This window comes from Sorangium sp. So ce385 (assembly GCF_051474135.1).
Classification (GTDB): domain Bacteria; phylum Myxococcota_A; class Polyangia; order Polyangiales; family Polyangiaceae; genus Sorangium; species Sorangium cellulosum_D.
On sequence record NZ_CP150337.1, the window covers coordinates 9,044,616 to 9,070,044 of the forward strand.

Sequence of the window (25,429 nt, forward strand, 5' to 3'; positions counted from 1 at the left end):
TGTCGGCGCGCCGTCAAGAAGGCGTGCCGCCTGACAGTCCCGCTCCGTGTGGTAGAGTCGGGCACCATCGAGCCGACGTCGCACTGCCCCACGGACAACCAGCTCGCAGAGTACGCCGCGTATCCGTCAGGTTTCGAGGCGATCGCGCACCACATCGACGGATGTGCGGTTTGCCGCGTCATCGTCGCTCAGCTGGCCGAGCTGGAGTTCAGGAGCGTGGTGGTGCCTCCGGGAGAATCCTTGCGTGGCGTCGCCAAGGGATCGCCGCCGGGGGAGGTCCTCCAGACCAGCGATCTGGACGACGCGACGGGCGCCCTCGGTCGCGCGCGGAGCGCCACCGCAGCCCTGCGGTCGCGACCCCTGCACCCGGCGGTCGCGGCTCCGCAGGTGGACTCCACCCTCAAGCACTACGAGATCATCCGCAAGCTGGGCCAGGGTGGCATGGGCGTGGTCTACCTGGCCCGCGACACCAAGCTGGGCCGACTGGTCGCCGTCAAGGTCCTCCTCGAGTCCGACGGCCGGAGCGCCGAGCGCCTCCTCGCCGAGGCGCGGTCCACGGCGCGCTGCAAGCACGAGAACATCGTGGTGATCCACGAAGTGGACGAGGTCGACCGCGTTCCTTACATGGTGCTCGAGCACCTGGAGGGCCGCACGCTGCGCGCCTTCCTGGTCGAGCGAGGAGGGCCGCTGCCGCTGAGCCTCGCGGTCGAGCTGATGCTCCCGGTGGTGCGCGCGCTGGGCTGCGCCCACGCGCTCGGGATCGTGCACCGTGACCTCAAGCCGGAGAATGTCTTCTTGACCGAGGCGGGGCCGATCAAGGTGCTCGACTTCGGTATCGCCAAGCAGCTCGACGCCGACGAGATCGAGCGGCTCGCGGCCCAGGGCGAGAATTCGCGCTGGCTACCGGCGTTGACGCAGGAAGGAGCGCTCGTCGGCACCGTCCCGTACATGGCGCCGGAGCAATGGCGGGCGGAGAAGGTCGATCCCAGGACGGATCTGTGGGCCGTGGGGATCATGCTCTTCGAGCTCTGCACCGGGACGCACCCGCTCGCGCCGTTCGCGGTGGGGCAACTCGGGCAGGTTCGGCGTCTCGACGTGCCCATGCCGCGCGCAAGCGACACGCGTCCCGACCTGGGCGCGCTGGGCGACGTGATCGATCGCTGCCTGAAGAAGCGCCCGGACGAGCGCTTCGGCGGAACCGAGGAGCTCATCGCGGCGCTCGAGCCCTTGCTGCCGGGCGCGAAGGCGCCGGCGCTCCGCGAGGACGAGAGCCCCTTTGCCGGGCTGGGCGCGTTCCAGGAGGTGGACGCCGGGCGCTTCTTTGGGCGCGATCACGACGTCGCCGCGCTCGTCGGACGTCTTCGCAGCCAGCCGCTCGTGATGGTCGCCGGGCCGTCGGGCGCGGGAAAATCGTCGTTCGTGCGCGCGGGCGTGATCCCGGCGCTGAAGCGCTCGGGCGAGCCCTGGGAGGCGTTCACGCGCAGGCCGGGGCGAAGGCCGCTCCACGCGCTCGCCGACCTGCTCGCGCAGATCGCGGCCACGCCGGTGACGACGGGAGCTCCACCCGACGCGTCGAGCTCGCACGCCTTCTCCTCGGCGAGCGATCCCGATGCGCTCATCGCGGCCCTGCGCGCCCAGCCCGGCCTCCTGGGCGCCCGGCTGCGCGCGCGTTGCCGCAGCCAGAGCGCCGAGCACAAGATTCTCGTCTTCGTCGATCAGCTCGAGGAGCTTTACACGCAGGGCATCGATCCGGCGGAGCGGGCCGCGTTCGTCGCGTGCCTGGAGGGCGTCGCCGACGACGCGTTGTCCCCGCTCCGCGTCGTGCTCTGCATGCGCTCGGACTTCCTCGACCGGCTGGCCGAAGATCGCCGGCTCATGACCGAGGTGACCCGCGGGCTCTGGTTCCTGCCGCCCCTCGACCCGAACGGCCTCGTGGCGGCGCTGATGCGGCCGGTCGAGGCTCTCGGCTATCGCTTCGAGACCGCCGAGATGACGCGAGCGATGCTCCGCGCCCTGGAGAGCGCGGCGAGCCCCCTGCCGCTCTTGCAGTTCACCGCGACCAAGCTGTGGGAGGCGCGCGATCGTGGGCGCCGGCTCCTGACACAGGAGAGCTACGAGAAGCTCGGGGGGGTCGCAGGGGCGCTCTCCACCCATGCCGACGCGGTGCTCGCAGGTCTCTCGGGGATCGAGCAGAGCCTCTGCCGGGCCGTCTTCCTCCGCCTGGTCACGCCCGAGCGGACGCGCGCCGTGGTGAGCTTGCCCGACCTGCGAGAGCTCGACGAACAGGCAGACGCCGTGGACCGGGTAGTCTTCCGCCTCTGCGAGGCGCGGCTGCTCTTGATCGAGACCGCCGAAGAGCGCGCGTTCCCGACGGTGGAGCTCGTGCACGAGTCGCTGATCGAGAGCTGGCCCAAGCTCGGGCGATGGCTGGACGACAACCAGGAGGCGGCGGAGTTCCTCGCGCGGGTGCGCCCCGCGGCCAAGCAATGGGAGGCGAGCGGCTGCGCCGACGGCCTGCTCTGGCGAGGCGAGGCGGCGGCGGAAGCCCGGCGCTGGCAGAAGCGGCAGGGCCCGGCGGCGGGCGCGCAGCAGGGCGCGCGGGAGGCGCGCTACCTCGCGGCGGTGGTGGCGCTGGGGGAGCGGGAACGACGGAGGAGGAGGCAGGTCGTCGCGGTGCTGTTCGGTGCCCTGAGCCTGGTCGTGCTCCTGGTCTCCGCTCTGGCGGTCCAATCGAAGCGGGCGGCGGAGAGGGCCGAGGCGGAGAGGGCCGAGGCAGAGCGCAGCGCCGCGAGCGCCCGGAATGCCACGCGGATGGCCGCGGCCCGCGAGTGCCAGGGAGACCCCACCACGATGCTCGCGCTACTCCGCGAGATCGAGCCGGGCCCGGCGCCGCCGGGATGGGGCGAGCTTGCGCGGTGGGCACGGGGTGCAGGCGTCGCCACGATGGTGCTCCTCCACGAGGATCTGGCCTGGTCTGCCGCATTCAGCCCCGACGGCCAGCGCATCGTCTCCGCTTCGTGGGACAAGACGGTGCGCGTGTGGAACAGTGACGGCTCGGGACTGCCCCTCGTGCTCCGTGGTCATGAGGACCACGTCTATGCGGCGGCGTTCAGCCCCGACGGCCAGCACATCGTCTCCGCGTCGGCAGATAAGACAGTGCGCGTGTGGAACGCTGACGGCTCGGGACTGCCCCTCGTGCTCCGTGGTCACGACGCTGTCGTCTATGCAGCAGCGTTTAGCCCTGACGGCCAGCGCATCGCCTCTGCGTCGTGGGACAAGACGGTGCGCGTGTGGAACAGTGACGGCTCGGGACTGCCCCTCGTGCTCCGTGGTCACGACGACCGCGTCTATGCGGCGGCATTCAGCCCCGACGGTCAGCGCATCGTCTCGGCGTCGATGGACAAGACAGTGCGCGTGTGGAACGCCGACGGTTCGGGCCAGCCCCTCGTGCTCCGTGGTCACGACGATTTCGTCCATACGGCAGCGTGGAGCCCCGACGGCCGACGCATCGTCTCCGGGTCCGAAGACAGGACGATGCGCGTGTGGAACGCCGACGGCTCGGGCCAGCCCCTCGTGCTCCGTGGTCACGACGCTAGCGTCTATGGGGCGGCGTTTAGCCCCGACGGCCAGCGCATCGTCTCCGCGTCTTTTGACAAGACGGCGCGCGTGTGGAACGCCGACGGCTCGGGCCAGCCCCTCGTGTTCCGTGGTCACGCAGACCGCGTCCCTACGGCGGCGTGGAGCCCCGACGGCCAGCGTATCGTCTCCGCGTCCGAAGACAGGACGGTGCGCGTGTGGAACGCCGACGGCTCGGTCCGGCCCCTCGTGCTCCGTGGTCACAGCGACTGCGTCAACGCGGCGGCGTTCAGCCTCGATGGCCAGCGCATCGTCTCCGCCGCTTCTGACAGGACGGTGCGCGTGTGGAAGGCGGACGGCTTGGGCCAGCCCCTCGTGCTCCGTGGTTGCGACCATATCGTTTATGGGGCGGCGTTCAGCCCCGACGGCCGGCGCATCGCCTCCGCGTCGTGGGACGGGACGGTGCGCGTGTGGAAGGCCGACGGCTCGGGCCAGCCCCTTGTGCTCCGTGGCCATGACGGTCGCGTCAATCCAGCGGCGTGGAGCCCTGACGGCCAGCGCATCGTCTCCGCGTCCGAAGACAGGACGGTGCGCGTGTGGAACGCCGATGGCTCGGGCCAGCCCCTCGTGCTCCGTGGTCACGACGCTGTCGTCTATGGGGCGGCGTGGAGCCCCGATGGCGGGCGCGTCGTCTCCGCGTCGAAAGACAAGACGGTGCGCGTGTGGAACGCCGATGGCTCGGGCCAGCCCCTCGTGCTCCGTGGTCACGACGGTGTCGTCTATAGGGCGGCGTGGAGCCCCGATGGCCAGCGCATCGTCTCCGCGTCCGAGGACAGGACGGTGCGCGTGTGGAAGGCCGACGGCTCGGGCCAGCCCCTCGTGCTCCGTGGTCACGACGGTAGCGTCTATGGGGCGGCGTTTAGCCCAGACGGCCAGCGCATCGTTTCCGCGTCGCAGGACAAGACTGTGCGCGTGTGGAAGGCCGACGGCACGGGACAACCCCTCGTGCTCCTTGGGCACGACGATGCCGTCAACACGGCGGTGTGGAGCCCCGATGGAAGGCGCATCGTCACGGCCTCGGACGACAAGACGGTGATCGTGTGGAGCGACCTCGAGCCGCTCTCGGGCGCCGACGACCCGAAGCTGTGGACCGCGACCAACTACTGCATGCCGCTCGACATCCGCCAGCGCCTGCTCGGCTTCCCGGAGGATCAGTCCCGCGCCGACCACGAGCGCTGCCAGCGTCGTGTCCGTGAGGTCCAGACGCAAGCCGCCTCGCCCGGGCGCTGATGGTCCGTGACCACCGACGTCGGCGCTGGCTTGCGGGCGCGCGCGCGTCGGCCTCGCCTGGGCTCCCCGGGACGTCGACTGCCATATGCCCCGACGTCATGATGCCGCCCTTGTCGGGCAGGAAGGTGTTGCCGAGGTAGTAGTCCTCGTCCCCGGGGAGCTGCGTGCGCGTCTCGGAGACGATATCGCTCGACGGGTTGATGAGCACGCAGCTCGACGCGGCGTCCCAGGTCGGCCGCGAAAAGGCCACCGGCATCGGGCGCGGCGCAGTGCGGCTTGTCGTCCGCTGTCGTCCGCGAGTGTCAGCAGGGTACAGAACTACGTAGGATGCCTACCGCTTGGTGCTACGTCGGGGTAATCCCAGGCGTTTCAGGCGTGGAAGACCTGGCTAATCGCATTAGGCCCGTTCTGTCAATGAGCTCGTCCAGTCGGACTCCACCAGTCAGGGACGGCTCCGAGAATCGCAGGCGAGCCGCCCACCGCAGCTCGGCCGGCCCATAAGCGGCGGGTCCGCCGGCGCCTATCGAATGGCCAGCAGAGGCACCTGAATAGCTAGCTGCCGGAGGCAACGGAGCCGATCCGTCGTCAGCCCGCTCGATTTCCCGGGCGTTTTATATCGTTTCGCACGGTTCACCCGTCCCAGAGCGCCTTTTAAATCCATAGCGGATCCAGAGGGAGCACTCCGGAGCTCCCCGTGGGCGAGGGCGACTGCTCCCGCCGGCGTTGTGGGGCAGCGGAGCCACAGCGAAAAGCTGCCGCTTCCTGAAGCGGCGCACAACTGGCGCCGGTGTCCTGCGCGGGAGCGCTGCCACCAGGGCAGCCGCGTTCCCGGCGGAGTAAAGTCAGGCGGTCCGGATGCGGCAGGCTACTGTCGGCGCGCCATCACTCGGCCCTCCGGTGCCATCGGCAACCCGAGCAGCTGACCGATTGCCTCGTGAACGACCCGGGCTGCCTCCACATCCCCGAGAGCAATGGCTCGGCTCAGAGTGCCGGCGAGCGAGGCGACGACAGCCGCCCGAGGCGACGGATCGACCATCGCGAGCTCCCCGGGCTCGAGGCGGCTGGGCCCGGGTTGGGTCCATGCCCTTCGAACCGGTGCGATCCGGGTTCACGGCTCTCGAAAACCTCGGCGAATGTGACGGATCGCGACGGTTCGCCCCCACGGAATCGTTCCGCCAGGAACACCGATCGATAGCGAGCGACCGCCGGAAACAGTAGCGATTTTCATAGCTTTCGCCTGTTTCGCCACCGAGGGCGGCTCCGGTATGGCCCAACGGGGCGCCCCTCGCCGCCGCGTCGCCCGCGGTGAAGAGCCGGCGGCACTACCGGTCCCACCGTGTAGCCACGCGGCACGCGCTGGTTGACCTAGAGAACCTTACGCGATCCGCATCCCTCCTGAAAAAGTGACGCTGTATCAGCAGCCTATCCATGCATCGAGGGGGCCGCCTTCACTCCACAGCCACAGCCTGCGGGCGGGCACGCGCGCCCGCTTCGACGGCTGAAGCACCGCCGGCCTCAAGGAGCTGGCAAAGACGCGCGGGCGTACCGCCTGAGGCTCGTCGGCGCGACCGAAGGGCTCCTCGCGCCGGCGCGCGCCACACCCTCCCCCGCCTGCCCTCGTTCCGCGAGGCCGACCTCAGCCGGATGGAACGCACGAGGTGACCTCGAAGCGCCCGCACGCGGCGAGGTCCGTGCGGCCGGAGCCGACGGAGAGATCCCACGAGATGCCCGAGGGGGTGCCGACGAATGGCTCGACCGTGATCTTGCCCTTGGCCTCGTCGAGCCCGACATCGAACCGCGCGTGCGCGGTGCCCTGAGGCATCTCGACGCCGACGATGAAGGTGCCCGGTTGGCCGTCCCATCCCGTGATCCCCATGACGAGGACGCCGTCCACATCGGGTGCCGGCACGCAGGCCGCGCCGGCGTCCGGCCAGATCTCGACGAAGAGCAGCAGCCCGCCCTCTTCGCAGCTCGTGTAGGAGAAGGTCTGGCCGGGTGGAACCGTCCAGCTGGGCCCGGCGTCGCCAGGCCCAGCGTCTTGGGCAGCGCCCGCGCCGCTAAAGGTGCTGCCCGAGCCACCGCTGCCTCCGGAGCCCTCGGAGCTGCCAGCCTCCGGGACAGTGATCACGGATCCGCCGCACCCAGCGAGCGCGGCGACGAGCAGACAAGCGAGGAGACGCACCGCCACAGCGTACCGACCAGGACGCGCGACCACAAGCGCGCGACGCGGCTTCGCGGCCACGCCCGAATGCCAGGCGAGGAGCCGCGTCGCGAAGCGGCCGCCGAGCAGGTCGCGATGCGGCGTGACGCGCACCAAACGCCTCGTGAACGACCCGGGCCGCCACCGGGCGCTGTAGGTCACGGCCGGCGGGCGCCTGTCTCCGCGTCGGTCCAGGTGACGTTGCCGTCGCTGGGCGTCACGAAGAACACCTGCACATCCTCGGCGATGTGCCCCGAATGCGCCGCGCCGCGCGGGATCAGCACCGCTTGGCCCGGACCGAGCTCGGCCACCTCGGTCGTGCCGTCCGGAAGGCGGATGGTGAACGTCACGCGCCCGCGGAGGATCACGATGAGCTCGTCGCCACCGTCGTGCCGCTCCCAGGCGTCGTCCCTGCTGTCCGCCGGAATCGTCAAGGTGCCGACCATGCAGGGGCCGCTGGCCGAGTACGACCCGAGGATGCGCGGCGCGCCTCGGTCCGCGGGAGAGGCGAGGGCAGCTTCGATATCGAGGACGCTCATGCCGCACCCGCCATCGAGCTGATGTCGACGATCCGTCCCGCGCCGCGGCGGCGCATGTCGCGCGCCGCGGGCAGCGCGGCGGTCGCGCCGCCGAGGCCCGATGAAGCGCCGGTGACCGGCGCGACGGGGATGTGGGTCTCTTGGGTCGTGGTCTCCATGATGCCTGTTGCCTCCTGGTTGGGGTCGAGTCAGTATGCGAAGGCTCCTCCGTGTCCGGTATTCGCGTTCCCGGAGGCGCGTCCTGCGATGGGCACACCCGAGACAAACCCGCGCAAATCACCGCGACAGGCGCGCTCGCGGGCGCTGGTGGACGCGATCGTCGAGGCGACGAGTCGCGTTCTGGTCGCCCGCGGGTACGACGACACGACGACGATCGCGGTGGCGGCGCGCGCGGGCGTGAGCGTCGGGTCGCTGTATCAATACTTCCCGAACAAGGAGGCGCTCGTCGCGGCGCTCGTCGAGCGGCACGTCGCCGCGCTCGTGGCGCGCGTCGAGGGCGCGCTGGCCGCGGCGGATCCGGCGGACCCCGAGGCGGCCGTGCGCGCCTTCGTGCGCGCCGGCCTCGACGGGCAGCGGCTCCCTCCGGCGCTGCACAAGATCCTCACCGAGCAGGCGCCGCGCGTCGGCCGGGACGCCGAGGTGACGGAGACGCGCCGCGCGCTCGCGGCGTTGCTGGAGCGGTCGCTCGCGCCCCACCGCGCGCACCTCGCGGTGCCCGACGTGCGGCGCGCGGCGTCCGTGGTGGAGACCGCGGTCGAGGCGCTCGCGCACCGCGCGGTCTTCGAGCAGCCGGAGCTCGTCGGCACGGCGCAGCTCGAGGCCGAGGCCACGGCGCTGGCGCTGGGCTATCTCTTCGGGTCCGGCGCCCCGCGGCGGACATCGGCCGCGCCCGCGCGCCGGCGATCGCGCTGAGGGGCGCGTCATGGCCGAGCCCGGACCATGCTAGCCGAGACGGGTGGCGCGGCGGCGGCGGCGCACGAACCCCAAAGCCACGAGGAGGCCCACCTCGGCAAGGCCGTGCTGATCACGACGGCCGTGCTCTGGCTCCTCGACTGGGTCAGCACCAGCCGGCTCGACGCCCGGGAAGCGCTGGGGATCGCGGCGTGGGTGTCGGCGGTGCTCGGCGCGCTCACGGCGGTGGCGCACAGGCTCGACACGCAGCGCACGCCGGTCTGGCGGCAGCTGCTGACCCTCGCGCTCACGGCCGGGATCGCCAGCTCGCTCATTCACCTCGCCGCCCTCCTGCTCGTCCAAGCGCTGCCCGAGTCCTTCGCCGAAGGCCCGCGGCAGACGTTCGGGGCCACCGCCGTCGTCGGCTTCTTCGACGGTGACGCGCTGTTCGGCTTCTGGGCCCTGCTCGTCGAGCTGCCGCGCCGGATCGGCGCCGAGCGCAGGCTGGAGCAGGAGCGACACGCGCTCCGCCAGGAGGCCGAGCTCGCGCGCATCCGCGCCGCGCTCGAGCCTCATTTCGTGCTGAACACCCTCAACACGATCGCAGGCCTCGTGACCGAAGAGCCGCGGGAAGCCCGCAACCTCATCGGGACGCTCGGGGATCTGCTGCGCGACGCCATGCAGGAGTCGCGACGCCACCATCACACGGTGCGCGAGGAAGTGAGCTGGCTCCGGGGCTTCGCGCGGATCCTGGAGTCTCGGCACGTCGGGCGGCTCGCGTTCGAATGGGACGTGGACCGCTCGGCGGAGGACTGCGTCCTTCCGGCATTGCTGCTGCAGCCGCTGCTGGAGAACGCGGTTCATCACGGCGCGCTCCGTCGGCCGGGCGGCGGCCGTGTCGCCCTGCGGATCGCCCACGACGCGGACCGCTTGCGCTGCATCGTCGAGGATGACGGGCCCGGCTTCGACCCGGGCTCCGCCCGCCCCGAGGGCCGGGGTCTGGACCTGGTGCGGCGCCGCATCGCGCTCGAATCCGCCCACGCTTCGCTGCGGATCGACGCGAGGCCCGGCCGGACGCGCGTCGAGATCGCGTTGCCGAAGAGGAGCGCATGAAGCCCCTGTCCGCGCTGATCATCGACGACGAATGGCCTGCTCGCAACTTCCTGGTAGAGCTGCTGCGCGACACGGGGAGCTTCGGGGACATCGCCGCGGTGACGAGCGTCGAGGATGCCCGAGAGGTGCTCGAGCGCCCTGAGCTCGGCATCGAGGTCGCGTTCGTCGACGTCCGCCTCGTCGATCGGCCCGGGGATCGCTCGGGGCTCGACTTCGCCCGATCGCTCGCCGGCCTGCCGAGCCCCCCCGCGGTGGTGCTCGCCACCGCCTCGGCGCAGCATGCGCTCGACGGGTTCGAGCTGGGCGTCGTCGACTATCTCCTGAAGCCGTTCACGCTCGATCGCATCACCACGTGCGCGGCACGGCTGCTCGAGCGGCGCCGGCCGCCGGCCCAGGGCGCCGCGCCGCGGCGCCTCGTCGCCCGGAAGAGCAACAGCCTCGTCTTCTTGGATCTCGACGGCATATGGGCATTCGAGAGCGTCGATCGCCTCACCTACGTTCACCACGTCGATGGTGTATTCTCGATGGACCTCTCCCTCAACGCGCTCGGGGCCGCCCTGGGCACCCGCGTTCTGCGCGTGCACCGCAACTGGCTCATCGCCCCCGCGCACGTGCACGGGCTGAGCCGGCTCGCGGGCGAGCTGATCGTCGAGGTCGGCCCCACGCTCCGCGTCCCCGTGTCGCGCGATCGGGCGCGGGAGGTCCGGCAGCAGCTGCTGGCGAACACCGTGGGCATCCGTCAGCCAGGCTGAGCTCGTCCTATTTCGCCGAGAGAACGAATTTGGCCAGCTCGCCCCCGAACGGATCGATATCGAACGCGTCGTACGCGTTCGTCCCGAGGATCACGCGGGTGTTCGCCTCCGGGCAGTCCGCCGCGTAACCCCCGAAGCCGTAGTCGCTGCCCCCGGCGTAGCCGTAAACCGTCTTGCCCTCGAAGGTTCCGCCCGAAAGGTACAGCGTCCGGTAGGCGTCGAACGCGGCCGGGTCCAGCACGTCCCCGCGCCAGACGGCGACCAGCCAGCGCTCCAGATCGGAGACCGTCGTGACCAGCCCGCCGTTGCCGACCAGCGACCACGTGTACGGCCACGCGGCCGGGTCGTTGCTCCCGAGCGTCGAGTCGCCGTACCCGATCGCGGTGTCGACCCGTTCCCACACCGGGTCGCCGAAGAAGCCGCTGTGTTGCATCCCGGCCGGCGTCAGGAGCTCGTCGCGCACGTACTCGGTGAACCCTCGTCCCGAGACGGTCTCGACGACGTCGGCCAGCAACGTGTAGCCCGAATTCGAGTACTCGACCTCGCTTCCCGGCGCGAAACGCAGCTCTTGCGCGAAGATCCGCTCGCGGGCTTCGAGGCGCGCCATGGGCTCGAAGTCTCCCTCGGTGTCGTGGTACTCGTCGAACCCGGCGCTGTGCTGGACCACTTGCAGGACGGTGATCTCGGCCTTGTCGGCCGGCACGTCGTCGAAGAGGGTCGCGAGCGCGTCCGTCACCTTGAGCTTGCCCTCGCCTTCGAGCTTGAAGATGGCCGCCGCCGTGAGGTCCTTCATGACGGAGCCGAAATCGTACGCGGTGTCGGCGACGTTGGGCCGGCCATTGTCTCGGTCCGCGAGGCCGTAGCCGCGCGCCAGCACCGTGCGCCCGTCCACCGTGACCAGCACCGATCCGGAGAACCCGGCCATCGCCGCGGCATCGAGGCGGCGCTCCAGCTCGTCGCGGAGGTCGTCGGGCGCGTCCGGCGTACCGGGGCTCGATCCGCATGCGGGGCTGAGAACGACCAGCGCGGTGAGGGCGACGACCATCGACAGGGAATCTCGTCGTGTACGGGATGTCATAGGGCACCGATGCTGCCAGACGAGGTGGCGAGATCGAGCGACGGATGACCAGGCAGGGGTTTTGCCAGACGAGGGGCGGGTTCTCCGGTACGAGGCGCGGGGGCTGGCATGGCTCACCGCACCTACCCGCGTCGCGGTCGCCGCTGGCGCTCGCGCTCATGTCTGCGCACTCCCATCTCCCGATCGCGAGCAGCCGTGCCGAACTCGCGCACCAAGTCAACCAGGGGCCCTAGCAGGAGAGGCTGCGCGTCGGGCCGCCACATCGCGATGTTGCGCATCTCCAGACCGAGATCGCTGACCGGCCTCCAGAGCGCGGTGCCGACCGCGAGGAAGCGCGCCGCGGGCTCCGCGCCGAAGGTCAATCCGAAGCCGCTCGCCACGAGCGTCAACAGGGCCTCTCCGTCGAGGATCTCCGAAACCACGTTCAGGGTCACGCCGCGCGCGCGGACGGCGGCGATGATGTCGTCATACAGACGAGGGTTGCTCTTCCGCGGATCCATGAGCATGGGCTCGGTCGCCAGGTCCTTGACCTTGATCATGGATGCGGTCGCCAGAGGGTGCTGCTTCGGCACGACGATCCCCAGGCGATGCCGGGCAAGAACGACGCTCTCGAGCGAGGAGTCATCCGGGACGTAGTTCCCATAGCCGAGCGAGATCTGCCCCGCGCGCAGGGCGTCCCACTGCTGGGCGCTGCTCATGGGCACGAGCTCCACATTGACTCGAGGCGCCAGCTCCCGAAACCGCGCGAGGATCGTCGACAGCGGGCCTACATACGCAGAGCCGCTTTCGAAGCCGATGGTGACGGTCCCGATCTGGCCTTCGGCCGTCTCCCTCACCTCTCTGGCCGCGGCGTCCACGCCGGAGAGGATCGCCTTCGCTCTGTCCAGGAGCAGCCGCCCGGCGGGCGTGAGCTTCACGCCGCGCCCCGATGGCTCGAAGAGCTCCGCGCCGATCTCCTCTTCGAGCTGCTGCATCTGACGGCTCAACGGCGACTGTGATACGTGCAACTTCTCTGCCGCGCGCCTGAAGCTCTCCTCCTCGGCGATGGCGATGAAGTAGCGCAGGTGACGGAGTTCCATCGGCATGCTCCTCGATCCCCGGGCTGGCCGCAGCCCGTCATCGATGCTCAGCAGGTCTCAAAACGAGCTTAATATTGTCTTGGACGACTCGGTTGTCAAACGGTACCCATCACGCATGGACATGACGGTCGCGAGGAATCTCCTCGCAGGCCCCGTCCCGCAAGCTCGTGGGCCCTCTTCGGCCCGCGCGGCTCGTCCCCATCACCCCGTCGACGGCCAAGCGCCGCGCGCATGGCCGTCCATTCAGAAGGAAAGGAATCGTAGACATGAATTCAATCAGCAACGGCCAGGTCGCAGAGGTCCTCGAGCGCCTTCATCAGGAAGCGGAGGCGGCCGACGCGCCGCTGGCCGATGACGCCGGGCGCGAGGCGGCCACCCGAGAAGAGAGGATCACCCAGGTCCTCCAGCACGAAGCCAGCGATCTGAAAGGCACGTATCACGGGTTCGCGGAGAATTTCCTCAATGTCTCCCCGGAGCTCGGACATTTCCTCTACATGTGCGCCCGCGCGTGCAAGGCCAAGCGCATCGTGGAGTTCGGCTCCTCGATGGGGATCTCCACGATCTATCTGGCTGCCGCGCTCCGCGATATGGGCGGCGGCCGCTTGATCGGGACCGACCTCGTGGCCAGCAAAGTCGAGCGGGCGCGGGCGAACGCCGCCGCCGCCGGGCTGTCCGAGATCGTCGAGCTCCGGGTCGGTGACGCCCGGGAGACCCTCAAGACCGGTGTCGGTGGCGATATCGACATGGTGTTGCTCGACGGCGCCTTCACCCTTTATCTCGACCTCCTCAAGCTGCTCGAGCCGCACCTGAAGCCTGGCGCGGTCATCATCGGCGAGAACGCGTTCGAGCAGGCCTCGGGCTATATCGACTACGTGCGCAACCCGCAGAACGGCTATCTCTCCCAGTCGCTCCCGTTCGAGGCGGGGCGAGGCAACGAGCTCACGATCAAGACGAGCTGAGCGATTCGCCCGTCTTGGCCTGGCGCATGGGCGACCGCGACCTCGCCATTCCGCACGACTGGATCGTGGTGGAGTGCCGCCTCCCGGACCAGTCGATCACGCGCTACCACATCGAGGGGCCGCTGCCACAGACCTTCGAGTTCGGCGGCAAGCGCCTCGCCACGCGCGACGTGCTCGCGAAGCTGAGCCCCGTGAGCTTGCTGCTGAAGATCCTGTACGCCATGGGCGTGCCGTTCGACGCCGTGGATCGCCGCAGGCTCGTGGACTTCTACCACGAGGAGAGCTCGAGCAGCGATGCGACCGACATCGTCGCGACGTGGGTCGGCGGTTTCCAGAGCCTGCGCCTGGGCGGCGAAAAGCCCATCTGGTGCGGGACCGTTCCGGGCAACGACGCCATCGAATACGCCGTCATCGGCGAGGCGCTGCAGAACGCCTGGTATCGCTTCGGCGTGGGCGTGGACGACGCGTTCGCCGGAGCGACGCTGCTCGCGCAGGGCATGGACCTCGCGGGCGAGGCGCGGCTCTCCAGGGCGCGGCGCTTCGAGCACGTCATGATCGCGAGGAGCGTGCATATCCTTTATCATCTCTTCTCGGTCACGCGGAATACCGAGCAGGGCGTGGTGGGCCCGGTGCTCACCGAGTACTACATGGACGAGCAGCACGGCGTGCACGTCGCGGATGCGCGGCTGCGGGACGTATCCTCGCAGGGCGCCGAGATGCTCGCCGCCGCCTGTGACGTGTGGACCGACGATCCGGGCTCGCTCGTGGACGCCGCGCTCGACCACCTGCGCGATGGCTGCTGCCGGCGCGTGATGTCGCTCCTCGGCGCGTTCTCGTATCCCGCGGAGGTCCTGGATCGCGCGAGCCTGCCGATGAAGGTGGGCGACCCGCGATGGCGCTCGCATGCGCTCGACACCCTCGCGCCGGCGCTCTCTTCCGAGCACAACGAGCTCGTCGCTCGACTCTTTGCCTCTCCCGAGGTCCTGCTGCGCGGTCGGACGCTCTCCGAGCGCGCGCGCGCCGAGCGCCTGGTGGAGCTCGCGATGGGCCGCTACGCGTGGGTGAGCCCGTGGCTTCGCGCCTGCGCGTTGCGCGCGCTCGACCCGGCGTTTGGCGCGGCACGGGGAGCGATCGAGCGGGCCGTGAACGACCCCGACCCGCTGGTCGCGGAGACGGCGGCCGCGCAGCTCGGCGCCCCGTTGAAGACGGCCGGTTACACGACCATCGACAAGGTCATGGTGCTGCATCAGGCGAACCTGTTCCGCGCGGTTCCCCACCAGGTGCTCGCAGGCGTGGCGGCGCTCCTCACCGAACGGGAGGTCCAGCCCGGCGAGCGCGTCGTGGAGAAGGGCGAGCTCGGCGATTGCCTTTACGTCATCGCGTCGGGGCGCGTGCGCGTGCACGACGGCGACCGCACCTTCCAGCAGCTCGGCACGCACCAGGTATTCGGCGAGCTCTCGCTCCTCGACGCGAGCCCGCGCGCCGCGAGCGTGACCGCCGTCGAGAGGACGCGCCTCTTCCGGCTGGAGCAGGGCGACTTCTATGCGCTGCTCAGCGAACGTCCGGACATGACACGGGCGATCAACCGGGCGCTCTGCGCGATGGTGCGCGCGGCGAACGCCGCCGCGAGCGGCGCCGGCTCGGAGCGCGATCATGCGCGCGCCGACGCGCGGCGTGTCGCCGTGGAGATCGAATGAGACGAGGCGCAAGATCGCGTATGCATCTTCGTATCGGGACGGAGAACCAAACAAAGAGGAGAGAACGATGAGCCGATTCTACGGTGAGCAGCATCGCGCCTTGCAGGAGCGATTCAACACCAGCAAGCTGGCGGACCGCGTCGAACAGCTCGTGGTCCAGCCCGAGGTCACGGGCGACAACAAGGCCTTCATCGAAGCGCGCGACATGTTCTTCCTGTCGACGATCGATCACCAAGGCCGGCCCACCGTTTCGTACAAGGGGGGGGGCGCCCGGGTTCGTGAAGGTGATCGATCCCAAGACCGTCGTGTTCCCCAGCTTCGACGGCAACGGCATGTTCTTCTCGATGGGCAACATCGCGGGCAACGCGCAGATCGGGATGTTGTTCATCGACTTCGAGAACCCGCTGCGCCTGCGCCTGCAAGGGGTGGCGTCGGTGCACACGGACGATCCGCTGCTCGCGGAGTACAAGGAGGCCGAGCTCATCGTGCGGGTCACGGTGTCGGACGTATGGATCAACTGCCCGCGGTATGTTCACCGGTACACCAAGGTGGCCCAGTCCCGGTACGTGCCGAAGGACGCGTGTGAGACGCCGCTCGCCGAGTGGAAGCGCATCGACCTGATGCAGGACGTCCTGCCGCCCAAAGACCACGGACGGCCCGAGCAATCGGGGGGTGTCATCACGATGGGAGATTGGATGGAGAAGGTCAAGGTGGGCGAAGGTTAGGGCGGAGAGCGGATCCAAACGACGGCTACTACGACGCCCAGGCGCCCGGTCACCGGGCGCCCGGTCAACCCGTGCTCGCCCCCCGTGTGCTGGCACCAGACCGAGCAGCCCCGCCGGGGATTGCTGGCGCGCGGAGCTGCGGCGGCGGCGAAGCGGACGCCGGGGTGCAGAGCGGGGCGGAGGTCCTAGGAAACAAGGCTGAGGCCGCCGGCGCGAGGCCACCGCGAAGCTGTCGAAGCCCGGCCCCCCCGGCCGGACAGAGCTTCTCGGCGCCGCGGCCGGCGTGCAGCGTGAGGGCGAGCACCTCTGTCGCGCGAGAACCCCAGCCACCCCGCTGCGGCCTCGGCTCGTACACCGAAGACCGTATTTCTCACTCAACAACTTCCTGAGCCGCTCTCCCCCTCTCCCGTTCTCCTCGAATTCACGCACATCAACGTGGATGAGCCCGCTCGATCCGGCCCCCTCGCGTGCAATCCGGTCGAATCTCGTCGGTTTGGGCTCTCCGGCCGCTTGCGATGGGGGGGGTCGGTCTTTAACGTAACCCAAGGGAAGCGTTGATTCCCTGTGGAGGCTTATGGCAAGCAAGGCAGCACGGAAGACGTGGATCCTGGTCTCCGACGCAAGCCGTGCCCAGCTCTATCGTGAAGAGCCTGCGGGCAAGGGCTTTACCCTGCTCGAGTCCTACAGTCATGACGAGAGCCGGGCGCGCGTGCGGGATCTGATGGCCGACGCGCACGGGCGGAAGCCGAACGGCACCCCGGGCGGGAACGGCAACATCAGCGGCGGCGGGGGCGGCACGTACCTCGGCCGGCCCGGCGCGGCGCCCGACACCGATCCCAAGGAGGTCGAGAAGCAGAAGTTCGCCCAGGAGCTCGCGGAGGTGCTGGAGAAGGGTCTCAACGAGCACGCCTACGACTCGCTGGTGCTCATCGCGCCGCCGCACTTCCTCGGCCTGCTCCGCGGCACGGTGAGCAAGCAGGTCAGCAACCGCATCGAGACGAGCGTGGACAAGGACCTGAGCTGGCTGGACGAGCCCCGGCTCACGGAGCGCCTGCGCGAGCTGCGGGCCGTCTAGCGCCGCCGCCCGCGCTCACGCAGGCAGATCCGGCCTTCAGGCCGCCGTCCCCGCGGCGGCCTGAAGGCGCTGCCGGGCCCGCGCGCCCCGCGGCAATCCGGCTGGGCGCGCAGCGCCCGCCGCGTCATCGCGCCTTCGGCTCCCCCGCCGCGCCCTCGAACGTGTACGCCACGCCGAGCCCGACCACGTTCGCGCGGACGCTGTACGCGCCGCCGTTGATCATGTTCGGGTTCTCCGGCGGATTGCCCTGCACCGGGCTCATCTGCGGGAGCCGCGCCTCCCTCGGATCGACCCGCACGTCCGCGGCGAAGGCGTGCGCGTAGGTCGCGTCGAGGCGCCACCGACCGAGGTGCACGCCCACGCCGAGCGCCGTCGTCAGCTTCGTCGCGTCGATCGTGAGGACCGACACGTACTCCGGCGGGACCGCGCTCTGCTCGAGGCTCACCCCGGCGCGCAGCGCCCACCGCTTGCCGGCGGCCTCGAACCCGTACTCGCCCCCGAGCCTCGCCGAGAACGACGCCTCGAACCGCCGCGGGAGCGTGACCGGAGGCACGCGGAACTCCTCGGGAAAGCCGGCGACGTTCCGGAGCACCACCCCGTCGGGCTCGACGACGACCTCGTCGTGCATGCCCCACCCCTCGACGCCGAGCCCGAGCTCCACGCGCAGGTCCTCCACGGGCCGCGCCTCGACGCCGGCGCGGAGGATCCAGGGCAGATCGAACGAGACGTCGGCGTCCTCGCCCTCCTGGACGGCGCGCTCGAAGACGGGCGCCGCGGGGAGCCGCGCCCTAAAGGTGGCGGGCGCGCGCACCCAGGCGGGCAGCTGGAAGGCCAGGCCGATGCGCCATGACGGCTTCGGGATGAAGAGCGCCCCGAGCTGGCCCGTCGGCGCCACGATAGGACCGACCGTGAGCTCGGACTGGATGTCCCACTCCGGATCCTCGGGCGCGCAGAACATCCGCTCCGGGACGCACCCGGAGACGATCACGCGGCTGTTGAACGTGCCGACCACCGCGCCGATCCCCGCGCCGAGGCGCCACTTGGGCGACGGCGCGTACGCCGCGCCGACCCCGACGAACGCGAGCGCCGAGCCCTCGAGGGTGATCAGCGCATACCGCTGCGGCGCCGGCGCGCCCTTCACCTGCTCCGGGTAGCTGGAGAGGGCCGCGTACGGCGTCCACACGCCGCCCCAGACGACCCACCGCGGATCGACCCGGAACGACGCGCCGAGCGTGGGGATCGGCAGCACGGGCGCGCTGCCGGTGACGGGCTCCATCGTCTGCACGAAGCTCGCGCCCGTCGGCTCGCCGGTGTTCGGGTCGACCTGCCGCACGATCGCCTGGCGCGTGTGCTCGCCGCGCCACTCGAAGAGCCCGGCGTCGACAAGGATCTGCGTGCCGGCCTCGAAGACGCCCGCGGGGTTGTAGGCGATCGCCCCGAGATCGTCGCCGCCGGCGATGTACGCCCCGCCGCGCGACAGCGGGCGGACGCCGCGGTCGGTGAAGTACAGCCCGGCCGCGCCGGCGTCGCCCGGGAGCAGCGCGAGCGCCCCGGCGGCGGACGCCGCGGCGAGCGCGGCGCGGATCGTGGTCGCGTGCGCGCGGCTCACTCGACGGGCCGCTTCCGGAGGATGGCGTAGATCTGCTCGAGCCCGCGGGTCTCGTCGGTAAGGAAGTCCCGGAGCGAGACAAGGACCTGCCGGTAGTCCTCCGCCGCCAGGGGCTCGCCGCTCGCGGCCTCCACGCGGTGCACGTCCGCGAACGCGTCGATGAACACCTCGAGCGGCGCGCGACCGTCGTCCTTCATCGGCGTCACGAGCGCGGGGAGGACGTGATCCATCGCGTGGTACCGGTCGTACCGGTCGTCGTTGAGCGCCTTGAGCGCCTTGAGCCCCGCGTCGGCCGCGCCCGGGCCGCCGCGGTCGCCCTCCGGGGTCAGCGCGGTCGACGCGGCCTTCAGGACCGGGAGCAGGGTGTCCTCGTCGCCGAGCAGCTGCAGGACGTCGGCCAGCGCCGGCAGCAGCGCGCGGAGCGGGGCGTCGTCGGCGCCGGTGTCGAGCAGGTAGGTGAGGAACCGCTCGAGCTCCCGCCGCGCCGGCTCGTGGGCGCGGATCGCCTCCGACACGTCGACCGCCGCAGCGAACAGCGGGTGGCTCACGAGGTCGCTCACCTTCGCGCCGAGCTCCTCCTGGGCCCAGGCGCACCGCCCGGTCCTCTCGCGATCCGGACAGCGCGCGTTCAGCTGCTCGCGGAGGACGCGCAGGGCGACGGCGCCCATCCTCGGGAGCGCGCGGTTCTTGAACCGCGTCTCCGGCCCCGACCCCTCGACCGCGAGGAGCGCGTCGACGAGCTCGCTCGTGGCCCGCTCCCACTGGCTCTTCCGCGCCGCGGCGTCGGGCGCGGCGCTCTGCGCGAAGCGCGCGTCGATGCCGTTCAGCGCGTCGGCGAGCAGGGTGAACCCGGTGAGCTGGTCCTGGGTCCGACCGTCGGCCCACGTCGCCTGTTTGTTTCCGTGGCGGTCGGCCATCCCCACGTTGGCCGCGTAGCGGGTGCTGAAGAAGATCCGCGCGAGCTTCTCGATCGCCTGCGCCTTCGTCCAGGTCTGCGGGGGATCGGCCGCGGCCCCGGGGCCGCGCTGCACCTTCACCGGGGCCGACCGGTCGGCCAGCGTCCGGGCGAACGCCACCGACGATGCCATCACGTCCTCGGCCTGGAGCGCGTCGGCGATGAGCGGCTCGTACGTGCTCACCCCCGCCTCCGAGCAGTACGCCGTGTTGGTCGCCGGCGAGCCGGCCTTGATGCACTCCGGCCCGTGCTCCTTGCCCGGCCAGTGCCGGTACGCCGTGCTGAAGAGATCGATCAGGATCTCCTCCCCGGTGGCGTCCGGGGCGACCTCGGCGAACGCGGCCACGATGGGGCTCAGGTACGCGCCGAGCCCGAGCCGCTCGATGAGGAAGGTCGTCCCCGGGTGGCGGATCCGGATCAGGTTCTCCGGGGAGCTGCACTCGTTCACGCCGAGCTCGTTCTTCGGGCAGTGGATCGTGCCGGCCGGCTCGAGCGTCCCCGAGATGAAATCGTTCGTCGTCTCGTTGGTCAGCTCGCGCAGCGGGTCGAGATCGACGAGGTTCGGGAACTCGTCCGAATCGGCCCCGAAGTAGATGAGCCGGCTGAGCGCGGCCGGCGTGGGGTGGCTCGTCAAGCCGTCGATGCCGCTGGAGAACTCGAGCACCGAATCCGGGACGAGGGCCGAGAGGACCGAGGGCTTGATCTTGAGCTCTGCCTTCTTCGCATGCCCCTCGGGGAGGAGGGAGTCGAGGTAGAAGGCCGCCAGGTTGTCGATCTGGAACAGCTCGCACGGCGCGTCGCACCCGGGGCAGGACACCGAGACGCCGAACACGCTCAATTCCGTGCCCCTCTTGTTGCACTGCCGCACGCCGGCGGTGTCGTGCATGAGGTGCATCAGCCGCTCCATGGCCGAGCGGTTGTCGCCGATCTTCGGCTTGGCCGGGTCCACCGGCGTCTTCGGATCGGACGTCGACGGCGCGCCGACCGTGAGGTTGATCGCCGGGCCGTTCAGGTTCTCCGCGTCGTACGCGTACTGATCGCGGTACCTGAGCATCGCCGCGATCGCGTCGCCCGCGTGCTTCGCCCTGCCGTGCGGGGCGAGGAGCGCGTCGCTCGCGAGCGCCTCGACGAGGCGCGGCACGAGCCCCGGCTGCTCGACGGCCCGGTCGAGCACCGCCGCCACCTCGTCCCAGAGCGGCGCCTCGCCGTCGATCTGCGCCGCCGGCTCCTTGCCCTCGGCGGCCAGCCGGTCGTGCTCCCGGGCGAGATCGCGGATGCGCAGCGCCGCGCCCATCATGCGGGCGAGCTCCGCCTCGTGGTTCTCGAGCAGATCGATCAGCGTGAGGAGGAGGACGTCCGAGTCCTTGTCGGCGAGCACCTGGCCGACCGCGTGCGCGAGATCGGCGAGCGGCGAATCCTCGCCGCGGAAGCGGCGGTACGACAGGCGGCCATCGCGCTCCTCGCACGCCGAGTCCGCCGGCAACACCGTGTCGGTCCGGAAGTCGTAGCAGGCCTCCTCGCGGTCGCCGAAGAGCACGGTCGAGCCGGCGAGGGCGTACATGAGCCCTTCGTGCTCGGTCTTCCACGGCTCGGGGTCGTCCTTCCTCGCGTACCGGGTCCCGTCGACGAGCGGCACGATCGCGCGCAGCGCCGCGCCGAGGAGCGTCCTGGAGGTGTCGACGTAGGCGTAGAGCTCCGGCGAGAGGCGCCCGAAGTCGTCCCGCGGCGGCGAGGTGACGCCGGGGATGGCGAACGGCGGGTCGACCGCGAGCGGCTCGCCGCGCTCGTCGACGAACCTGCCGGAGGCGTCGACGTCGGCGAGCCCGTCCCCGTCGGCGTCGGCGAACGGCGCGGGGACCCCGTCGCCCTGCGGGAGGACCCACCCGCGCCGGTCGCGGCGGGCGACGAAGCTCGACGGCGGCGAGGCGAACGCGTCGTCCTCGGCGAGCAGCGCCGCCTGCGCGAGCTCCAGGAGCGTGCGCGGGCGGTTCGGCTGGGCGGTGGGCGCGTCGACCGAGAGCGGCGCCCGCTCCTCCGGCGAGAGCGCGGCCAGCTCGCGCTTGCCGGCCGCGAAGAGCGCCTGGAGCGCGGGCGCCCCCGGGCCGCCGGGGCCGATCGCGTCGAGCGCCGCCACGGTCATCGGGCGCAGGCCCGGGTACGCGAGCGCCGCGCGCGCCGCGCCGAGCCCCGCGTCCGCCGAGCGATACCCCTGGCGTCCCCAGATCCTCGAGAGGGCGCAGGCGATCGCGCTCCTCTCCGCCTCCCCCTCCGTTTCCCGCTCGCAGTCGATCGGCGCCCGCTCTCGCCGCGCCTTCTCCTCCCCCTCGACCCGGGCCGCGCTCTCCTCGCTGCCGTGGATGAGCGCGTCGAGGAGCCGCCCCATCCCCTGCGTCGACGCCGGCAGGACCGCCCTGGCCTCCGGGCTCGGATCGAACGGGTTCGCGTCGTAGAGCGGCGCGATCGTCTGCGACAGGCTCAGGAAGGCGTCGTGCAGCCGAATCTTGCCGCCCCCCTCGCCGGCCGCGACGTTGTCGATCTCGACGTCCGGGACCGCGGCGTTGACGGCGCGCACGAGGTCCTTGCGCCACCGGGCCATGGCCTCGACCTTGGCCACGCCGAGCCGGCGCGCCCGCTCCGCCCGCTCGCCGGAGACGGGCGGCAGCAGCGAGACGTCGACCTCGTCCAGGTAGACGCCCGCGCTGTCGTAGTGGCAGACGCGCTGGTACGAGGCGCCCGTGTGGTCCTCGTAGAGGCTCGACGCCCCCACGCGGTCGCAGAGCACGCCGAAGACGTCGTCGCCCAGCGTCGCCTTGGGGGGCGCCTCCCGCGCCGTGTCGAGCGGCTCGTGACAGGAGACGGCCACCGCGCCCGACGCGGCGAGCGCAGCCAGCCGAAGCACACCAGCGGCCGAGGAACGCAGCGTACGCGCGCGCATGAGGAAACCTCCCCGAGACGCCGCCAGGGTAGACGATTCCGCCGAAGGCGCGTAGGGCTTCCGGCCCGCGCGCGTAAGGGCGGTGCGGACATAGTGCGCGTTTTCCAGGCTCGTCGTGCGCGATGGGGACGGCGGCGGGGCGGAGGGTGATAGGCTGCGGGGCGATGGCGACCGCCCAACCCACCCCGCTCACCGCTGTCGTTCTCGCTGCCGGACAAGGGACTCGGATGAAGAGCGCCCGACCGAAGGTGCTCCACGAGCTCTGCGGCCGGCCGATGATCCACTACGTCGTCGACGCGGCCCTCGCGGCCGGCGCCTCGGACGTCGTGGTCGTCGTCGGCCACGGCCGCGACGAGGTCTCCGCCTACCTGGACAAGGCGTTCGGCGCCCAGGGAAAGAACGTCCGCACCGCGCTCCAGCCGCAGCAGCGCGGCACCGGCGACGCGGTGCGCTGCGCCATGCCGCACCTCCAGGCGACCGCCGAGGCGGTCCTGATCCTGTGCGGCGACACGCCGCTGCTCGATCCGGAGCAGCTCACGCAGCTCCGCGGGGCGCTCGACGGCGCGGGCGACGCGCCGATGGCGATGCTCACCGCGCAGGTCGCCGATCCGACGGGCTACGGCCGGATCCTGCGCGACGGCGCGGGGCGCGTGATCGGCATCCGCGAGCACAAGGACGCGAGCCCGGAGGAGCGCGCGATCACCGAGGTCAACCCGGGCGTGTACCTCGCCCGCGGCGCCTTCCTCGAGCGCGCGCTCGCCGGGCTGACGACCGACAACGCGCAGGGCGAGCTCTACCTGACCGACATCGTCGCGCAGGCGGCGAAGGCCGGCGGCGCCGCGGTGGTCGTGGCGCGGGACGTCGGCTCGCTCGTGGGCATCAACGACCGCGCGCAGCTCGCCGCCGCCGAGGAGGTGCTCTACGGCCGCATCGCCGACCGGCTGCGCCGGAGCGGCGTCACGATCCGGACGAGCGCCCGCGTCGACGCCGGCGTGGTCGTCGAGCCGGACGCGGTGATCGAGCACGCGGCGGTGCTGCGGGGCCAGACGCGGATCGGCGCGGGCGCGCGCGTCGACGTGGGGTCGGTGCTCACGGACGTGGTCGTCGAGGCGGGCGCCTCGGTGAAGCCGTACACGGTCGCGTCGCAGTCGTCGATCGGCGCCGGCGCGCAGATCGGGCCGTTCTCGCACCTCCGCCCGGACAGCCAGATCGAGGCCGACGCGCACATCGGCAACTTCGTCGAGACCAAGAAGACGGTGGTCCGCAAGGGCGCGAAGGCGAACCACCTCGCGTACCTCGGCGACGGCGACATCGGCGAGGGCGCGAACGTCGGCGCGGGGACGATCTTCTGCAACTACGACGGCTTCCGGAAGCACCGGACCGAGATCGGCCCCGGCGCGTTCATCGGCAGCGACTCGCAGATCGTCGCGCCGGTGAAGGTCGGCGCGGGCGCCTACGTGGCGACGGGCACCACCGTGACCCGCGACGTGCCGGAGGACGCGCTGGCGATCGGGCGCGTGAAGCAGGAGAACAAGGAGGGCTACGCCGGGAAGCTGAAGGCGCGGCTGAAGGACGCGGCGAAGAAGTAGGTCCTGGTTCGGCGAGCTCGAAGGCGGGGCCGCGAGGGGGCGCCGCAAGGCTCGCCGCTCGACCCTGGCGGCCCGCGGACGTCGGTTGACTGCGAAACGCCGCTCAGGCCGTGGCCGGGCGGGAGGGGATCGTCGAGATCTCCCTCGATCTGAAAGAAGACGCGCTCATCCTCCGCGTGGACGACGACGGCCCCGGCGTGCCGCCCGACCAGCGCCGCGCCATCTTCGACCCCGGGGTGGCGCTGCGCGCCGGCGGCAGCGGGCAGGGCTTGGCGCTGGTCCGACAGGTCATCGACGGAGAACTGGCCGGGTCCGTCGCGTGCGGAGATAGCCCGCTCGGAGGCGCCCGCTTCGAGATCGTGATACCGCTGCGGCGAGAGAGGGCACCATGAGCGGCGACGGACGCATCCTCATCGTGGACGACGATCCGGCCTTCCTGGAGACCTACGAGGACATCCTCGCGGCCGAGGGCTACGCCGTCGAGACCGCCACCTCGCACGCCGAGGCGCTGCGCCGGCTCGACGAGCCAGGCTGGGCCGTCGTGCTGGTGGACAGAAGCTCCAGGGCCCAGGCGGCCCGGACACCGGCCTGGGCCTCATCGGCGAGGCCCGTCGGCGCGCGCCCGGCGCCAAGGTCCTCCTGGTGACCGCCTACGCTTCCACGGAAGCCGTCGAGCGCGCTTTCCGCGAGGGCGCGTACGACTACCTCGAGAAGACCGCCGTCTTCGAGGCGCTCTTGCGGGTCAAGGTGCGCAACGCGGCGGAGGCCGTCCGGGAACGGTGGCTCGCGACCCTCGACATGAACGAGACGGAGCGGGCGATCCGAGCGACATGGGCGGACGCGCAGCAGGAACGCGATCGCAACCGGCGGGGCATCCAGCTCGAGCGCCTCATGGCGCTGCTCCTCAAGACGCTCCCAGGCTTCGAGCGGCTGGACACCCGGCTCCGGAACGAGGTCGAGGAGATCGACATCATCGTCCAGAACGGGTCCACGGACCCCTTCTCGCAGAAGGAGTCGCCCTACCTCCTGGTCGAGTGCAAGAACTGGTCGAAGCACGTCGGGAGCAAGGAGCTCCGAGATCTCTGGGCCAAGATGGAAGGCCGCTTCGATCGCTGCCGGCTGGCGTTGCTCGTCGCCCCGGGCGGCATTGCGGACACCGTGCCCGAGCTGCAGCTCCGCAAGGCGGAGAAGGGCCTGCTCGTCGTGCTGATCGGACCCGGCGACCTCGACGAGCTGGTCCAGCGGCGGGATCGGAGCGAGGCGCTGCAGGAGATGCACCGTCGCGCGGTCATGGGCGCGACCGCGCGGAAGGGCGACGAGGCGCCGTGAGCCGGGGGTGAGCGAAAGACGACCGCGGGGACCGCGAT

Annotated in this window: 18 protein-coding genes and 1 pseudogene; 12 read left to right on the top strand and 7 right to left on the bottom strand. The window is 71.1% G+C overall.

All coding sequences use genetic code 11. The features are described 5' to 3' along the window. The first annotated feature begins 48 nt into the window (after positions 1 to 48). Positions 49 to 4,866 carry an nSTAND1 domain-containing NTPase gene (locus tag WME83_RS32945; protein WP_437313672.1) on the top strand — a complete coding sequence of 1,606 codons (4,818 nt, stop codon included), beginning with the start codon at positions 49 to 51 and terminating at the stop codon, positions 4,864 to 4,866. 1,636 nt (positions 4,867 to 6,502) lie between these two features. On the opposite strand, the gene WME83_RS32950 is transcribed toward WME83_RS32945, so the two are convergent. The 3 genes from WME83_RS32950 to WME83_RS32960 are packed head-to-tail and all read right to left on the bottom strand — an operon-like array spanning position 6,503 to position 7,763. Then, the gene (locus WME83_RS32950; protein ID WP_437313673.1) at positions 6,503 to 7,183 is read right to left on the bottom strand and encodes a hypothetical protein; all 681 of its coding nucleotides are present in this window, start codon (positions 7,181 to 7,183) and stop codon (positions 6,503 to 6,505) included. A 41-nt stretch (positions 7,184 to 7,224) separates the two neighbouring features. Beyond that, on the bottom strand, positions 7,225 to 7,605 hold the full coding sequence (locus WME83_RS32955; RefSeq protein ID WP_437313674.1) for a cupin domain-containing protein: 381 nt from the start codon (positions 7,603 to 7,605) through the stop codon (positions 7,225 to 7,227). After that, complete coding sequence (locus tag WME83_RS32960; protein ID WP_437313675.1) at positions 7,602 to 7,763, bottom strand: hypothetical protein; 162 nt, start codon at positions 7,761 to 7,763, stop codon at positions 7,602 to 7,604. Before WME83_RS32960 ends, WME83_RS32955 begins: the two co-directional genes overlap by 4 nt. Positions 7,764 to 7,851: 88 nt before the next feature. On the opposite strand from WME83_RS32960, the gene WME83_RS32965 reads away from it, so the two are divergent. Genes WME83_RS32965 through WME83_RS32975 form a run of 3 tightly spaced genes read left to right on the top strand, consistent with a single transcriptional unit; the run spans position 7,852 to position 10,361 of the window. After that, on the top strand, positions 7,852 to 8,517 hold the full coding sequence (locus tag WME83_RS32965) for a TetR/AcrR family transcriptional regulator (RefSeq protein ID WP_437313676.1): 666 nt from the start codon (positions 7,852 to 7,854) through the stop codon (positions 8,515 to 8,517). Positions 8,518 to 8,544: 27 nt separating this feature from the next. Next, the gene (locus WME83_RS32970) at positions 8,545 to 9,609 is read left to right on the top strand and encodes a sensor histidine kinase (protein WP_437313677.1); all 1,065 of its coding nucleotides are present in this window, start codon (positions 8,545 to 8,547) and stop codon (positions 9,607 to 9,609) included. Then, positions 9,606 to 10,361, top strand: coding sequence for a LytR/AlgR family response regulator transcription factor (locus WME83_RS32975; protein ID WP_437313678.1), 756 nt, complete (start codon positions 9,606 to 9,608; stop codon positions 10,359 to 10,361). Before WME83_RS32970 ends, WME83_RS32975 begins: the two co-directional genes overlap by 4 nt. 7 nt (positions 10,362 to 10,368) lie before the next feature. Here the strand turns inward: WME83_RS32975 and WME83_RS32980 are convergent, their stop codons facing one another. Next, positions 10,369 to 11,406, bottom strand: a complete 1,038-nt coding sequence (locus WME83_RS32980; protein ID WP_437313679.1) for a serine hydrolase domain-containing protein — start codon at positions 11,404 to 11,406, stop codon at positions 10,369 to 10,371. Positions 11,407 to 11,561: 155 nt separating this feature from the next. Further along, complete coding sequence (locus WME83_RS32985; RefSeq protein ID WP_437313680.1) at positions 11,562 to 12,524, bottom strand: LysR family transcriptional regulator; 963 nt, start codon at positions 12,522 to 12,524, stop codon at positions 11,562 to 11,564. A gap of 260 nt (positions 12,525 to 12,784) precedes the next feature. On the opposite strand from WME83_RS32985, the gene WME83_RS32990 reads away from it, so the two are divergent. The 4 genes and pseudogenes from WME83_RS32990 (at position 12,785) to WME83_RS33005 (ending at position 16,974) form a co-directional block, all read left to right on the top strand. Further along, complete coding sequence (locus WME83_RS32990; protein WP_437322077.1) at positions 12,785 to 13,477, top strand: O-methyltransferase; 693 nt, start codon at positions 12,785 to 12,787, stop codon at positions 13,475 to 13,477. A gap of 26 nt (positions 13,478 to 13,503) precedes the next feature. After that, positions 13,504 to 15,174 carry a cyclic nucleotide-binding domain-containing protein gene (locus WME83_RS32995; RefSeq protein ID WP_437313681.1) on the top strand — a complete coding sequence of 557 codons (1,671 nt, stop codon included), beginning with the start codon at positions 13,504 to 13,506 and terminating at the stop codon, positions 15,172 to 15,174. 67 nt (positions 15,175 to 15,241) lie between these two features. Beyond that, a pseudogene (locus tag WME83_RS33000) lies at positions 15,242 to 15,899 on the top strand (pyridoxamine 5'-phosphate oxidase family protein). 574 nt (positions 15,900 to 16,473) lie between these two features. Then, the gene (locus WME83_RS33005; protein ID WP_437313682.1) at positions 16,474 to 16,974 is read left to right on the top strand and encodes a host attachment protein; all 501 of its coding nucleotides are present in this window, start codon (positions 16,474 to 16,476) and stop codon (positions 16,972 to 16,974) included. A 124-nt stretch (positions 16,975 to 17,098) separates the two neighbouring features. Here the strand turns inward: WME83_RS33005 and WME83_RS33010 are convergent, their stop codons facing one another. Both WME83_RS33010 and WME83_RS33015 read right to left on the bottom strand, forming a co-directional pair. After that, entirely contained in the window at positions 17,099 to 18,583 is a 1,485-nt protein-coding gene (locus WME83_RS33010) for an OmpP1/FadL family transporter (RefSeq protein ID WP_437313683.1), read from the bottom strand. Continuing rightward, the gene (locus WME83_RS33015; RefSeq protein WP_437313684.1) at positions 18,580 to 22,437 is read right to left on the bottom strand and encodes a hypothetical protein; all 3,858 of its coding nucleotides are present in this window, start codon (positions 22,435 to 22,437) and stop codon (positions 18,580 to 18,582) included. Before WME83_RS33015 ends, WME83_RS33010 begins: the two co-directional genes overlap by 4 nt. A gap of 200 nt (positions 22,438 to 22,637) precedes the next feature. Here WME83_RS33015 and glmU point away from each other — a divergent pair, with 200 nt between their 5' ends. The 4 genes from glmU (at position 22,638) to WME83_RS33035 (ending at position 25,391) form a co-directional block, all read left to right on the top strand. Further along, entirely contained in the window at positions 22,638 to 24,062 is a 1,425-nt protein-coding gene (gene glmU / locus WME83_RS33020; RefSeq protein ID WP_437313685.1) for a bifunctional UDP-N-acetylglucosamine diphosphorylase/glucosamine-1-phosphate N-acetyltransferase GlmU, read from the top strand. 89 nt (positions 24,063 to 24,151) lie between these two features. Next, positions 24,152 to 24,454, top strand: coding sequence for an ATP-binding protein (locus tag WME83_RS33025; protein ID WP_437322078.1), 303 nt, complete (start codon positions 24,152 to 24,154; stop codon positions 24,452 to 24,454). Further along, positions 24,451 to 24,708: a response regulator gene (locus tag WME83_RS33030; RefSeq protein WP_437313686.1), complete on the top strand. Its 258-nt coding sequence runs from the start codon at positions 24,451 to 24,453 to the stop codon at positions 24,706 to 24,708. Before WME83_RS33025 ends, WME83_RS33030 begins: the two co-directional genes overlap by 4 nt. Next, positions 24,705 to 25,391 carry a restriction endonuclease gene (locus WME83_RS33035; protein ID WP_437313687.1) on the top strand — a complete coding sequence of 229 codons (687 nt, stop codon included), beginning with the start codon at positions 24,705 to 24,707 and terminating at the stop codon, positions 25,389 to 25,391. Before WME83_RS33030 ends, WME83_RS33035 begins: the two co-directional genes overlap by 4 nt. Positions 25,392 to 25,429 lie beyond the last annotated feature (38 nt).